The organism is Oceanobacillus bengalensis (assembly GCF_003628445.1).
In the GTDB taxonomy this organism is placed as follows: Bacteria; Bacillota; Bacilli; order Bacillales; family Amphibacillaceae; genus Oceanobacillus; species Oceanobacillus bengalensis.
Genome location: NZ_RBZO01000021.1, coordinates 39224 through 53317 on the forward strand (window position 1 = coordinate 39224; position 14094 = coordinate 53317).

At 36.4% G+C, this 14094-nt stretch carries 13 protein-coding genes and 1 pseudogene; 5 read left to right on the forward strand and 9 right to left on the reverse strand.

Annotated features, from left to right (window positions below):
- Positions 1–192: 192 nt before the first annotated feature.
- The 3 genes and pseudogenes from D8M05_RS13230 to D8M05_RS13240 all read right to left on the reverse strand — a co-directional run bounded on the left by D8M05_RS13230 (position 193) and on the right by D8M05_RS13240 (position 1878).
- The gene (locus D8M05_RS13230) at positions 193–1017 is read right to left on the reverse strand and encodes a YihY/virulence factor BrkB family protein (protein ID WP_245985360.1); all 825 of its coding nucleotides are present in this window, start codon (positions 1015–1017) and stop codon (positions 193–195) included.
- Positions 1018–1106: 89 nt separating this feature from the next.
- Positions 1107–1385: a YtxH domain-containing protein gene (locus tag D8M05_RS13235; RefSeq protein ID WP_121132582.1), complete on the reverse strand. Its 279-nt coding sequence runs from the start codon at positions 1383–1385 to the stop codon at positions 1107–1109.
- Positions 1386–1403: 18 nt separating this feature from the next.
- Positions 1404–1878 (reverse strand): annotated as a pseudogene (locus tag D8M05_RS13240) (low molecular weight protein-tyrosine-phosphatase).
- 200 nt (positions 1879–2078) lie between these two features.
- Here D8M05_RS13240 and D8M05_RS13245 point away from each other — a divergent pair.
- A complete protein-coding gene (locus tag D8M05_RS13245) occupies positions 2079–3443 on the forward strand; it encodes an alanine/glycine:cation symporter family protein (protein WP_121132584.1) in 1365 nt (454 codons plus the stop codon).
- 42 nt (positions 3444–3485) lie between these two features.
- On the opposite strand, the gene D8M05_RS13250 is transcribed toward D8M05_RS13245, so the two are convergent.
- The 3 genes from D8M05_RS13250 to D8M05_RS13260 form a co-directional block, all read right to left on the reverse strand.
- On the reverse strand, positions 3486–4151 hold the full coding sequence (locus tag D8M05_RS13250) for an SOS response-associated peptidase (protein ID WP_121132585.1): 666 nt from the start codon (positions 4149–4151) through the stop codon (positions 3486–3488).
- 13 nt (positions 4152–4164) lie between these two features.
- Positions 4165–5160 carry a glutaminase gene (locus tag D8M05_RS13255; protein ID WP_121132587.1) on the reverse strand — a complete coding sequence of 332 codons (996 nt, stop codon included), beginning with the start codon at positions 5158–5160 and terminating at the stop codon, positions 4165–4167.
- Positions 5161–5442: 282 nt separating this feature from the next.
- Positions 5443–6198 (reverse strand): lysophospholipid acyltransferase family protein, encoded by a 756-nt coding sequence (locus tag D8M05_RS13260; protein WP_121132589.1) that lies wholly within the window; start codon positions 6196–6198, stop codon positions 5443–5445.
- 158 nt (positions 6199–6356) lie between these two features.
- Here D8M05_RS13260 and D8M05_RS13265 point away from each other — a divergent pair, with 158 nt between their 5' ends.
- The gene (locus D8M05_RS13265; protein WP_121132591.1) at positions 6357–6731 is read left to right on the forward strand and encodes a VOC family protein; all 375 of its coding nucleotides are present in this window, start codon (positions 6357–6359) and stop codon (positions 6729–6731) included.
- 110 nt (positions 6732–6841) lie between these two features.
- On the opposite strand, the gene D8M05_RS13270 is transcribed toward D8M05_RS13265, so the two are convergent.
- A complete protein-coding gene (locus tag D8M05_RS13270) occupies positions 6842–7681 on the reverse strand; it encodes a CAP domain-containing protein (protein ID WP_121132593.1) in 840 nt (279 codons plus the stop codon).
- A 417-nt stretch (positions 7682–8098) separates the two neighbouring features.
- Here D8M05_RS13270 and mreBH point away from each other — a divergent pair, with 417 nt between their 5' ends.
- From mreBH to D8M05_RS13285, 3 genes are all read left to right on the forward strand, one after another.
- A complete protein-coding gene (mreBH, locus tag D8M05_RS13275) occupies positions 8099–9106 on the forward strand; it encodes a rod-share determining protein MreBH (protein WP_121132595.1) in 1008 nt (335 codons plus the stop codon).
- 629 nt (positions 9107–9735) lie between these two features.
- Positions 9736–10893 (forward strand): CaiB/BaiF CoA transferase family protein, encoded by a 1158-nt coding sequence (locus tag D8M05_RS13280; RefSeq protein ID WP_121132597.1) that lies wholly within the window; start codon positions 9736–9738, stop codon positions 10891–10893.
- 13 nt (positions 10894–10906) lie between these two features.
- A complete protein-coding gene (locus D8M05_RS13285) occupies positions 10907–12118 on the forward strand; it encodes an acyl-CoA dehydrogenase family protein (RefSeq protein ID WP_121132599.1) in 1212 nt (403 codons plus the stop codon).
- Positions 12119–12652: 534 nt separating this feature from the next.
- On the opposite strand, the gene D8M05_RS13290 is transcribed toward D8M05_RS13285, so the two are convergent.
- Positions 12653–13087 (reverse strand): VOC family protein, encoded by a 435-nt coding sequence (locus tag D8M05_RS13290; RefSeq protein ID WP_121132601.1) that lies wholly within the window; start codon positions 13085–13087, stop codon positions 12653–12655.
- 100 nt (positions 13088–13187) lie between these two features.
- Positions 13188–13745, reverse strand: a complete 558-nt coding sequence (locus D8M05_RS13295) for a DEAD/DEAH box helicase family protein (protein WP_121132603.1) — start codon at positions 13743–13745, stop codon at positions 13188–13190.
- Positions 13746–14094: the final 349 nt, after the last annotated feature.

Sequence of the window (14094 nt, forward strand, 5' to 3'; positions counted from 1 at the left end):
GATTTTTTTAAAACTATTTTCATTAGTGGGTTAAGCATATAAACTTAATTCAGAATTTCCCTAAATACGTCGTTCTAGCAATACACTTCGCTTTCCGTGGGGAGGCTTGAGGCATGCCCGCGGAAAGCGAAGTATTCTGTCGCAGCGAATGATAGCACATAACATTAATACATGTAAGCGAGAGCCACACCATCACTTTTTTAGCTCCTTATATTGACGGATAGTAGCATTAACAACACCACCAAATATAATAATTAATCCAAAAAGATAAAACCAAATCATAAGCACAATAACTGTTCCCAGGCTACCATATTTAGCAGAATAATTTGCAATTGCCGATACATAAAAAGAAAAACCATATGCAACGATTTGCCATAATACAGTCCCTAACATGGCACCCCAAACAGCATTTTTAAGATAGATCCTTTTATTTGGAGCCAATTTATACAGCGCTAGTAAAACAATGAAGAATACGATTGTTGAAATAACCCATCGCATTGCATCCCAAACTTGCAGAAATCCTGCTGATAGTCCGAAAAGCGAAAAAATATATTCCCCAATAATTCTACCAAATATCGGAAGTAATAAAGAGACGATAATAACAAGTACCATCGCAATTGTTAGGACAATTGCAATGAGTCGTGCGACTAAAAATGAACGACTTTCTTCTATCTCATACGCTCGGTTAAATGCCTTCATGATTGCATTGACCGCATTTGACGCTGCCCAAACCGTTCCGATAATACCAATGGATAATAAGCCACCATTTTGCTCATTCAACAATTGGTTTATGTTTGTATTAATTAACTCCATGATTTCCTTTGGTGCGTAATTACCAATAAATTCTATAACCATGTTTGAATCTATTGGAAGATAACCAATTAAATTAAGCAAGAATAAAAGAAAGGGAAACAAAGATAACAGGAAAAAATAGGCTAATTGTGCGGCTAATCCAAAAATATCGACGTCATCAATTCGTTTATATAAAAGCTTGCCAAAACCCATGATATTATTCACAAAACTCGCTCCTACAATCCTAATTAGTAAAAAAATCGACTTTATGTCGATTTTTTTACTTCGTTATGTAGCTAACTTATATCTATTTTCTAGTTTTTATTCGTTAATTTTTCAATCGTATCTTCTACTTGTTCCAATGCATTAATTGCATTATCCGCTCCACTAGAAATATTTTGATTTAGTTTATCCATCGTCTGTCGAACATTTTCTATTGCTTCTGATGGATGCTTTATGTAATAAGCTGAACTAGTCTTCGCATCATTCAATTTAAGTTTCGCATATTCTCTCGTATCCTTATCACATAATGCTACAACTGCTCCAACTGCTGCTCCAATTACAGTACCTACAATTAACCTACTTCTACCCAAAATAATCTCTCCTTTATTCTATGTAAGTGAATGTTGCTTTTTAATATAATTTAATAATTGCCTGCATCCTTCTGAAACCAACTCATACGTGTAATTAAAATTACCTGTATAGTATGGATCAGGTACATCCTTTTCATTACTATTTTCGACAAAATCCATTAATTTTGCAACGATAAACCCTTCTTTTGTGCTCCTTAAAGCTTTTAATTCTTCTATGTTCTGTTCATCCACCTGCAATGATATAATCAAAATCATCCCAATCCTTTTCCCTAATCTGCCTTGCAACAATCCCTTCATATGAGATTCCTTCGCGTTCTAAGATACCTCTTGTGCCTTGATGTGGTGTATTTCCAACATGCCAGCCCCCTAGTCCACTAGAATCCACTATCATTTTATCAGAAAGATTCTCCTTTTTCACCAAATCACGAAATATAGCCTCTGCCATTGGTGACCTGCATATATTTCCTAAACAAACAAAAAGAATACGAATCATACGAAATCCCCTTATGTCTTTTAATTCTATTATAAGCAATTTATAACACGATAAGCAAAAATATGATGTTCCCTGAATAAAACAATAGATATTATATGCCGTTAATTTAGAAAGTTTAGAATTTTACTTGACATTTTTATATTATTTTAGCAATATTTTAATATATAGAATATAAATCATGCTAAGAAGGGGGAAAAAACATGGAAGAGCTTATTGAAAAAGTCGGCAGCTTTGTCTGGGGACCTCCAACCTTAATACTAATTGTTGGCGCTGGGCTGTACTTATCATTTCGACTAGGGTTTATGCAATTTAAGACATTACCTTATGCGTTAAAATTAGCCTTTAGTCCGAAACGCCAAGACAAGGAATCGAAAGGTGATATCAGCCACTATGAAGCATTATCGACTGCTATGGCTGCTACGGTCGGTACTGGAAATATCATTGGGGTTGCAACCGCTGTTGTACTCGGGGGACCTGGTGCAATTTTATGGATGTGGATTACCGCATTGCTTGGAATGGCAACGAAATACTCAGAAGCATTGTTAGCGGTAAAATATCGTGTTATCAACAGTAAGGGCCAAATGTCAGGCGGCCCAATGTATTATATTGAAAGAGGTTTGAAACAAAAATGGTTGGCTATACTTTTTGCTCTTTTCGGTGCAATAGCCGCTTTCGGTATCGGGAATATGGTGCAATCGAATGCTGTATCTTCTGCCCTTAATGAATCGTTCAATGTACCAACTTGGCTAACTGGTATTGTTCTTACCGTATTTACAGGATTAGTAATCTTAGGTGGAATCAAAAGTATTGGAAGGGTTACTGCTTTATTCGTCCCAATTATGGCATTATTTTATATCCTAGCAGGACTTGTAATTATTGTAATGAATATTGAATTACTACCAGCAGCTATTGGATTGATCTTCTCAGACGCTTTCACAGCACAAGCTGCTGGTGGTGGATTACTTGGATCCGTAATCCGCTGGGGAGTTGCACGTGGTGTGTTCTCCAATGAAGCAGGTCTTGGTTCTGCTCCAATTGCAGCAGCTGCTGCAAAAACGGATTATCCTGCACGTCAAGCACTCGTATCCATGACACAAGTATTTCTAGATACAATCATTGTCTGCTCAATTACAGGGATTACCATCGTTATGGCTAACTTATACGCAGGAGCAAATGTAGACAGTGGCACATTAACCAATATATCCTTTACCCACTTCTTAGGTGATACTGGTGGTTACCTCGTTACCATAGCAATTGTATTATTTGCCTATTCGACACTTGTCGGCTGGTCATATTACGGCGAAAAGTGTTTTAGCTATTTATTAAGTGACAAAGCGGTTCCATATTATCGTGTAGTCTTTGTATTGGCTGTATTCTACGGTGCTGTTGAAACATTGGATATCGTATGGGGAATTGCTGATATAATGAACGCATTAATGGCTATCCCTAATATAATCGGCTTACTAGGACTATCTGGAGTAGTCGTATACGAGACAAAGAAATTTATGAAAGTTGCTAGAGAAGAGAAAGAAAAGGCGAAAGCAGAAAGAGTAACGTCCGCATAAAGAACAAGGCATTATCCACTTTTCGGATAATGCCTCCTTAATTTATGCAATCGGCTTAATACACATTTCATCGTTATTTTTTGCTGCATTCACATAATCACCAACATCATAGGCCGTCATTTCCTCTGTCTCAACCGAACGTAAAAATGCATTTGCTTCCTCCGGCCTAAATTTCACAGGTGCAATCCACTCATCTTCTCTTTCCTTTGGTAAAATGATTGGCATGCGATGATGAATTTCCTGCATAAATGGATTAGCCTCTTTCGTTAAAACAGTACATGTAAATAAGGTTTTATCCTTATCTACCCACTTATCCCAAAGCCCTGCGAATGCAAATACTTTTCTATTTTGAAGACTTATTCGTTTTGGTTGCTTTTGTCCATCATTTTTTTGCCATTCGTAGAAACTATCTGCAATAATTAAACATCGTTTTTGTGTCATTAGTCGTTTAAAGCTTGGCTTCTCATGTGCTGTTTCGCTTCTTGCATTAATCATTTTATAGCCAATTTTCTCATCCTTCGCCCATGAAGGGACAAGCCCCCAACGAAGAAAACCCGCACGCTTTTCTTTTCCATTATGAATAATCGCTAATACATTTTGTCCAGGTGCGATATTAAAACTGGTGTGATAGGAATCAATTGGGTGCTCGATATCGAACTCGTGTAAGATTTCTAATTCATCCGCTAATAACGTGTAACGTCCACACATCTCCTCGCCCTCCTTAAAAAATACTTAAATCCCATTGTTTTGCAATATGTCTAAGTAATCGTATTCCAGCAACACTATTCCCCTGCTTATCTAATGCTGGCCCATAAACACCAATTCCACATCCTTCAAGAAATGGTAAATCATCTTCCCTAATTCTTGGTGGAGCTACAGCAACGATTCCACCTGAAACCCCACTCTTTGCTGGTATACCTACATATGCTGCAAATTTCCCTGAAGCTTCATACATCCCGCACGTTAACATTAAAGCTTTAGCTAGGCGCGCTACCTGTCTCGGTATGATCTCCAATCCTGTCTTTGGGTCTTCTCCATCATTCGCTAAAATCATCCCCATTTGTGCTAAATCTCTTGTAGCTATTTCAATGGAACATTGTTTAAAATACGTTTCTAATGTTAATTCAAGTTCTGACTCCAGGAAACCCAACTCTACCAAATAATAGCCAATTGCACGATTCCTTACAGAGGTTTCACTCTCTGATTCGTAAACATCTTTATTTAATTTGGGCCTGAAACCTAACATACGCTCAAATAATTGAAATAGGGCTTCCAGCTTTTGATCAGATGTATCCCCATAAAGCATGGATGTTACCGTTATTGCACCAGCGTTTACAAGTGGGTTGAAAGGTTTTTTAACCTGTCTCATTTCCAAATGCATGATGGAATTGAATGCTTCACCAGTTGGTTCCACATCTACACGATCGAGTACGTACGGAATACCTCTTTCCATACATGCCACAATAAACATAAAAACCTTTGAAATACTTTGTATTGTAAAAGGAATATCAACATTTCCTGAGTGAATGTTTATTCCATTTTTACTAATAATGGATATACCAAGATGATTCTTGTCCGCTTCTTTTAGAATCGGTATGTATGAGGCTACCTCACCTTCCTCTGTTTGACGATGGTAAAAACTTACCCAGTCATCCACATAATTTTGAAGCCATTCTTCCGTTAATTTTGTATTTCGATTTACAGCACCTTGTACCAAGGTAACCACCTCACTTAATAATAGTATGTATAAATTCAGTTAAAAATTGCATGAGAAACGAAGGCAAATCTTCTTCCATAGCTTACCTTGAATATCTACATAATCGAGTCGTTCTTGTTGTGATTTTGTGAAAAGGCTAGTTAGCGATAAAGGGTATCGACATCATTATCCTTTCCAACTGTAACTTTTGCCATCTCTAATATCTTTTCTTTCTTTATTTGAAATAATCCTACAAAAAAGAGATAAGACAACTAACAGGTCCTTATCTCTTCTTTTCTCTTATCATGTTCTTACTACCTCTAATTCTTTTGTATCTATATCATATTCTACTAAGCTATTTTCTATAATTGCTTGTACTTTTGAAGCAACCTCTCCACTTTTCATATCCGTATACGTTTCAGGATAGATTGGATCATGAATTGACAATGTAATTGCCGAGGGAGTAATCCTTCCGTTTGAACCTTCCAACATTTGATAGGTTCCATCAATAGTAACAGGAACAATTGGGACATTCGATTTAAGGCCTAATCTGAAACTACCAGGTTTAAATTCATTAATTTCTCGACCTTCTCCCCTCGTTCCCTCAGGAAAAATCACGATGGAATGCCCTGCTTTTAAATAATCAATACCTCTATTAATTGCCTTCATTGATTGTCTCCTATCAGACCGGTCAATAAACACACAATAGACGAGTTCCATCCACTTGCTGATGATTGGCAGCTTTTTAATCTCCTTTTTAGCAATAAATCCAATTGGTTTTCCTAAGTATCCGAGCAATGCCAATATATCAAATAAACCTTGATGGTTAGCAACAAATAAAGCAGCCCCTTCAGGCAGTTTCTCCTGGCCTTTTACTTCAACCGTTGTTCCTGTCTTTTCAATAACCTTTCGGGATACAGTTTTTGGCGTAACAAACACTTCTTCATCTGTTATCGTTGCTGGATGATTTTTTAATCTATTTTTTGTTCTCTGTAATTTAAATACCGTACAAATAACAAGCAATCCTGCGTATAAGTAAATTCCTACTGTGCGAATCATGTGATGACTCCTTTCATTAACTATTTAATTATACAAAGGAACGCAATAAATATAAAGTACGATATAATTGCATATCCAATTTATATTTTCCACTTTTCTGATAAAATAAAATATGTAATATTTTTAGGAAGTAAGTAAAAAGGAGGAGAATCGAAAGAATGAGTAGCCCAATCAAAAACCAAATTAACACTATTTTTGTTCACGTAAGCGATTTAGAGAAATCGGTTAAATGGTATAGTCAATTACTCAATCAGACAATTGATTTAACGACAGTATCCAAACCTGTTCATAACTTAAGTATTACTCATTACACCGGTCTAACTTTGGATGCAGGTCCAATAGGTTATAAGAAAGAAATAGTTCCTTCTAAGTATCCATTGTTTAATTTTCATACACATGATATTGAACAATCTCTTGCTTATGTTAAGAAGTTAGGTCTTCAAGTAGAATCAAGTATCATTCAATTCGATGATTTCGCTTATTTTAACATTAGTGACCCTGATAAAAATATTATAATGATATGTACTGGTTAGTAGAAACAAACGAGAGATTCAGTCTACATCACCTTTATATTTAGCCATAGAAAAACTGCACCTCTACTTGTTCGATCGTGTCAAACAAGTAGGATGCAGTTTAATATGAACTATTTGCCGATAAATTGTTGTGTCCAGATATTTCCATTCTCAACATAACCTACACCAATATGGGTAAAGTTACCATTTAGAATGTTAGCACGGTGTCCTTCACTATTCATCCATGCATTTACTACTTCGGCAGGTGTTCTTTGACCTTTAGCAATGTTCTCACCTGCTGTGTTATAAGAAATGCCAAAGCTTTGCATCATATCAAATGGCGACCCATAAACAGGACTATTATGGTCAAAATAATTATTTACAGCCATATCATTTGATTTTTCACGGGCAACTTTACTTAGTTCTGTATCAATTTCTAAAGCAGATAAACCGTATTTTGCTCTTTCTTGGTTTGTTAATTCTACTACCTCTTGCTCAAATTGACTTAACTGAGAAACTTGCTGATTCTTTTCTGTTGGTTCTGTTTTTTCTTGTACAGGTTGCTGAACAGGTGCTTCCGCTTTTGGTTGTTCAACTGGCTTCTCGACTACTGGTATTTCTTCAACTGGCTTCTGTTTAACCGGTTCTTCCACAACGGTTTCCTTTTCTACTGGATTTTCTACTTTCTCTTCTTTCTGCTCATTAGGTACAGCTTGTTCTGTTAGTTGCTCGCTGAATGGATTCTTCCAATCAATTTGGTATCGATTCATTATCTGATTCACCAAGTTATAAATTTTATCATCGTCTATATTGCCACTCGAAAAGTTCCCATTTTCACCATTAATAGAGTAATAGATTTTATAGGATACATCTGAATGATTAACATCAGCTGATGCATCTGCCGATTGAAATGCTCCCCCGAATATCAATGCTGTTGATAGTGCAGTAACCATTCCTATTTTTTTCAACATTTTTGTTTCCTCTCCTTTAAACATTATTGTGAAAAGTTTGCTGTTTGCCTTGCAGGAATATCATAGCACGGAATTCTTGTAATAATTTTGGAAGGGATTTCCATCTATATTAATAAAGATTGATTTACACGAAGAACCTTTGTGTATCAACACAACAGAATATCCAAAATTAAGTTAGATTGGTAAAATTACTCTGGTATGGGAAAAAACTCAACGAAAATACTATTGACAACATCTGAAAATACCTCGTATATTACAATCTAGGTAATTTTGTAAATAAAATGTTACTTGATTTGAAAGCGCTACGTAGGTTAATTTTATATATAATAACAAAAGTAGACATATTAATGTAGAATTACTTTTACTATAAAATTGAAATAGCTGTTTTAACAATTGACATCATTGGAGGAAGTAATTATGTTTTCTAACGCAGAAATAGGTATCGATTTAGGTACTGCAAATATTTTAATCTATTCTAAATCGAAAGGCATCGTATTGAACGAGCCTTCCGTAGTGGCAATCGATATCCATACGAAACAAGTCGTAGCAGTTGGTACTGAGGCAAAAGAAATGATCGGGAAAACACCTAGAAATATCATACCAATAAGACCATTAAGAGATGGTGTCATTGCTGATTATGATGTAACCGCACAAATGTTAAAGGCTTTATTAAAGAAAGTAAGTAAAAAGGCTGGTATTTCTACGAGAAAACCGACTGTCATTGTTTGTACTCCCTCTGGAAGTACATCTGTCGAACGAAGGGCAATCCATAATGCCGTTACCAGTTACGGTGCAAAACAAGTTCACCTAATTGAAGAACCTGTTGCAGCAGCTATTGGAGCGGATTTACCTGTTGACGAGCCTATCGCGAATGTTGTCGTGGATATTGGTGGCGGAACTTCTGAGGTTGGTATTATTTCATTCGGTGGGATTGTCGCTTGTAATTCCGTGCGTGTTGGTGGAGATAAATTAGATGAGGAAATTATTCAACATATCCGTAAACATTATAACGTCTTGATTGGCGAGCGCACCGCTGAAAATATTAAAATGGAAATTGGTTATGCACATCCAAACCATAAAGAAGTAACAATGGAAATACGCGGACGTGATATGGTTACTGGCCTTCCCCAAACAATCACCGTTACTTCAAAGGAGATTTATACAGCGATAAAAGAATCACTGGAACAAATTCTGGATACAGTACGAGCAACTCTAGAAGAATGTCCTCCTGAGTTAAGTGGAGATATCGTTAATCATGGTATCGTCATTACAGGCGGCGGGGCATTACTGAAGGGGATCCAAGAATGGCTTGCAAATGAACTTAATGTTCCCGTTCATCTTGCACCAAACCCTCTTGAATCTGTTGCAATCGGTACTGGGAGAGCACTACAAATGATTAACAAACTAGAAAAGGCTGCGAAGTAAAAACTGATTCGTTCAGACTACGTGGAAAAATGCGAAATAGTAGCCTATAAATACACATCAAAAACAGCACAATTAACAAACGAATTAACATGCAAAAACGCTTGAAACCGAACTGCACCCAAATTGTATAACACAATCTAACAATTGAAGGTGTAGTTTTCTTTTTTTTTACTTTTTAACCCTTTGACTTTTAACTGATATTCTGGTCCCTTCGTATTTCAACCGAGTACTTTATTCGTTTGTAAGCCCGAATCTTATATGTAACTCTAGAAATGATCAGTATCTGATTTATGTTGGCAAATTAATATTTTTTTAATTTTACAAAGGAAACGTTTACAACAAACTAAAAATACGTTATAATCAAAATAATTCAAATCGTGTTAAAGCGCACTCCACGTTCACACGATTATAAAATTACTGTCTAAACTGTTCAGATTCCCTTTCCAGGTTTGTCCCGACAGTTGAGAGCCAGTTCAATTTTAATTGCAGTTTGTCTGTGATTACTTTGAACTGGCTATTTTTTTGTTACAGCATGGATTATTTCAGTGCCCAGCGACTAGCGCGACTTCCCTCACCTCCATACGTCGCTATACGGGCACTTGCACTTTTGATTAGAGAGGAGTGAGAAAATGTCTTTAGCTCTTTCGAATATTAGAGTACTTGATTTATCAAGGGTACTTGCAGGTCCATATTGTACGATGATTCTCGGTGATTTAGGCGCTGAGGTTATTAAAGTAGAAGCACCTGGCGGAAGTGATGAAACACGTTTTTGGGGACCACCTTTTCAACATGATGTAAGTGCATATTATCTCTGTGCCAATCGAAATAAAAAAAGCATTACCGTTGATTTAAAATCAAAGGAAGGCATAAAAATCATTAAAGAACTCATTCAAGATAGCGACGTCGTGATTAACAATTTCAAAACTGGAACAATGGAACGATTAGGCCTTAGCTATGACACACTTTCGAAACTGAATCCGAAAATTGTTTATTGCTCCATCACTGGATTTGGTGAAACTGGTCCTTACAAAGATATGCCCGGATATGACTTTATTATTCAAGCAATGAGTGGACTAATGAGTATTACGGGGGATGAAACATCTGGACCACAAAAAGTAGGCGTTGCTATTACCGATATTTTAACAGGTCTTTATGCAACGATTGGAATTCAAGCCGCTTTACTTGAAAGAACGCAATCAGATATTGGCCAAAAAATTGATATCTCTCTATATGATTCTGCTGTTAGTTCACTTGTTAATGTTGGTAGTAATTACCTTATGTCAGGCGCAGTTCCGAAGCCACTTGGGAATAAGCACGCGAATATTGTACCATATCAGACATTCAAAACATTAGATGGCGAAATGGTTATTGCAGTAGGAAATGATAACCAATTCAAAAACCTATGTAGAATGATGGAAAAACCAGAGATTAGTGAAAACAGTAAATTCAGGACGAATCCAGCTAGGGTTAAAAATAGGGAGCAACTCGTTCCATTATTACAGGATATTTTTTCAACCAAAACGACTGCATTTTGGCAAGGAAAATGTAATGAGAATAATATTCCATGTGGACCTATCCAGAATATCGAGCAAGTAATAAACGATCCACAATTACAAGCTAGAAATATGTTTCTTGAGGCAGACCATCCAACTGCAGGTCCTATTAAAATGGTTGGTAGCCCGATTAAATTATCAAGAACACCCGTTAAATTAAATGCACATCCGCCTGATCCAGGAGAACATAATAAAGAAATTTTTTCTAAATTAAAAAATATAAATGATAAATAAGGAGTCGATAAGAATGAACTTTGAATTCTCAGAAGAACAAGCAATGCTAAGAAAAACAGTAAGAGATTTTACAGATAAGGAAATCATGCCACACATTGCAGATTGGGATCGCGAGGGTAAGTTTGATCCAGATGTCTTTCCAAAATTGGCCGAATTAGGGCTAATGGGTGTTTGTATCCCCGAGGAATATGGTGGTGCAGGAATGGACTATAATTCACTTGCCATTGTTTGTGAAGAATTAGAACGTGGTGATACAGCCTTCCGTACAGCCGTTTCTGTTCACACAGGGCTTAATAGCATGACACTTCTACAATGGGGTACAGAAGAACAAAAGCAAAAATACCTTGCTCCACAAGCAAAGGGTGAAAAAATTGGAGCATTTGGTCTTACAGAACCTGGTGCTGGATCTGATGTCGCAGCCCTCCAAACAACTGCCGTAGATCACGGAGATTATTATGTATTAAATGGCCAAAAAACGTGGATTTCTCTTTGTGACTTTGCAGATAATTTCATCGTATTTGCCTATACTGGTGACCGCTCCGAAAGACATAAAGGAATATCCGCATTCATCGTGGAACGCGCTTTCGAAGGTTTCTCTTCTAAAGCAATTAAAGGAAAACTCGGGATTCGTTCAGGTAATACTGGAGAAATATTCTTTGAAAATGTGAAAGTACCAAAAGAGAATCTTCTCGGGAACGAAGGAGAAGGTTTCAAGATTGCTATGGCAGCACTTGACAATGGCCGCTTCACTGTTGCTGCTGGGGCAGTTGGGCAAATCATGGCATGTCTTGAGGCAAGTGTAAAATACAGTCATGAAAGAGAAACATTTGGAAAGGAAATTGGTCGCCATCAACTTGTACAGCAAATGATAGCAAAAATGGAAGCAGGCCTACAAATGAGTCGTTTACTCGTTTATCGTGCAGGCGAATTAAAAAATCAAGGAAAACGCAACACAAGAGAAACCTCTCTTGCAAAATGGCAAGCATGTGATTTTGCGAATGAGGCAGCAAACGATGCTGTTCAAGTGCATGGGGCTTATGGTTATTCTGATGAGTATCCAGTTGAACGCTACCTGCGTAATTCGAAAGCTCCTGTCATTTATGAGGGAACACGTGAAGTTCACACCATTATGCAAGCAGAATATGTTCTCGGATATCGAACAGACAAACCTTTGAACAAAATGCTACCAGCTTGGGATGGTCAAGCAACAGAGCTAGCAAAGTAGGATATGGTGTGTGGTGCGTATATCCTGAGATAAAAGATTTTATCCTGAGATAAGAGATTTTATCCTGAGATAAGAAATTATATCCCGAGATAAGAGGTTATATCCCGAGATAAGGAATTATATCCTGAGATAAGGAATTATATCCCGAGATAAGACATTTTATCCTGAGATAAGAGGTTATATCCCGAGATAAGACATTTTATCCTGAGATAAGGAATTATATCCCGAGATAAGACATTTTATCCTGAGATAAAACATTATATCCCGAGATAAGAGATTTTATCCTGTGATAAGGAATTATATCCCGAGATAAAACATTATATCCTGAGATAAAACATTATATCCTGAGATAAAACATTATATCCTGAGATAAAACATTATATCCTGAGATAAAACATTATATCCTGAGATAAAACATTATATCCTGAGATAAAACATTATTAACTTACACATACCAATTTGCACCGCGAAATTACCACGGTGCAAATTGGTACTAATTATTAGATGCTATTTTTCAGGATAATACCCACACTGCTATTCACCCTTTTTTTCTTCCCAAAGCCGTATACGTTCTTCATGACTCACTACTCTATGTATTTGGTGAAGCATCCATACATAGCCAAAAGAGTCCATAAATATCGCATTTGATATTCCGTAATCAGGTAACTCAGTAACGGCTTGTATCTCTGTAAACCCCAAACGCATTGCCTCCTGGTATGTTTCCTTGATATCAGGGACAGAGACGTTAAACCAAATTGTTTTAGGGTCATCTTGGGTCGGAGCTATCAACTGGAATTCTGGATTTTCATCCAACATATGAAATCGTACGCCATAAAGGGTAAAAACCGCTTCATTTTCACCTTTGGGTAAATCTGAAACCTCAACACGTTCAATATCAAATATCTTTTCGTATAATTCAAACGCCTTTAAACAATCTGAAACAACCAAATCAACTTCTACTCCTACCAATATGAGCACACTCCTTTTGTAATTTAGTAAATATTATTTACTTCATCTAAGTAAATTACACGGTTTTATTTATCCTGTAGCAATAATCTTACAACACAGATTACAAATTAAATCTTTCTGAGATTATTTTAGCAACTTCTATGGCACTTAATTTCGTATTATTTATTTTTATGTAGTTGTCTCTTTTAACTTCACCCTCATAGGAGTTCAATCTATATTCTTCCATCGTCTTCTTAAGTTCCTTTTCTGACCAATCAACGTTTCTTTTTGTAGGCTTGTGTTCTAGTCGATGCGGACTTTTATTCCTTTCAAGTCTCTCGTCAAGATCCACTTCTAATTCAACAAAATAAATACTTGCACCTTTGGCTTCAAAGATTTCACAGACCTTGTCTACATAGTCCCAATCCTCTTGTTGATCAAATGCCCAAACATAGGTGAATATCATTCCTGCCATTTCACTGTTAGCGACTGCCTTAAAGATTTCTTCCCTAAATAGATTGGACAATTTCCACATTTCTGGACTAAATCCTAAAAATGGCTCGAGTAATTCTATAGTCATATGGTTGTGAAACAGCTTCAAATCCGTTATTTTTTCTACTTCCTGCCCTACTGTCATTTTACCAACTGCTTGTGGTCCAAATATAAGTACGAACTTCATAAATTCCCTCCACAAATGTTTTAATTTCTAGGTTAATTAAAGATATCAGTTAAAAAATGTAAAAAATCAGTAAGCTGACCGCAAATAGCAAAAAAGCACCCTGAATAGTGAGGTACATTGCAAATTCAAAGGTTGAAAGTTTTCTTTGTTTCCTAGTTTTGTCCAAATATCGAAAATAAAAAGAGGAACAAATAACTAAAACCGATATAGAAATCGCACGTAAAATTTCTGCAAAGAGTATCAAGAGATTCACTCCTGCCTAATAAATTCCACTTTACAATCGTCTAAAAACGAAAAAGAACTATCGTAATAACGTTCTAATATTTCTAGTGTTCAAGCAATAGAGATT

Excerpts from the sequence above, each read along its gene's own strand:
- D8M05_RS13245 (WP_121132584.1), top strand. The coding sequence starts at position 2,079 with ATGGAAGAGCTTATTGAAAAAGTCGGCAGCTTTGTCTGGGGACCTCCA.
- D8M05_RS13250 (WP_121132585.1), bottom strand. The coding sequence starts at position 4,151 with ATGTGTGGACGTTACACGTTATTAGCGGATGAATTAGAAATCTTACAC.
- D8M05_RS13260 (WP_121132589.1), bottom strand. The coding sequence starts at position 6,198 with ATGATTCGCACAGTAGGAATTTACTTATACGCAGGATTGCTTGTTATT.
- D8M05_RS13265 (WP_121132591.1), top strand. The coding sequence starts at position 6,357 with ATGAGTAGCCCAATCAAAAACCAAATTAACACTATTTTTGTTCACGTA.
- D8M05_RS13270 (WP_121132593.1), bottom strand. The coding sequence starts at position 7,681 with ATGTTGAAAAAAATAGGAATGGTTACTGCACTATCAACAGCATTGATA.
- mreBH (WP_121132595.1), top strand. The coding sequence starts at position 8,099 with ATGTTTTCTAACGCAGAAATAGGTATCGATTTAGGTACTGCAAATATT.
- D8M05_RS13280 (WP_121132597.1), top strand. The coding sequence starts at position 9,736 with ATGTCTTTAGCTCTTTCGAATATTAGAGTACTTGATTTATCAAGGGTA.
- D8M05_RS13285 (WP_121132599.1), top strand. The coding sequence starts at position 10,907 with ATGAACTTTGAATTCTCAGAAGAACAAGCAATGCTAAGAAAAACAGTA.
- D8M05_RS13295 (WP_121132603.1), bottom strand. The coding sequence starts at position 13,745 with ATGAAGTTCGTACTTATATTTGGACCACAAGCAGTTGGTAAAATGACA.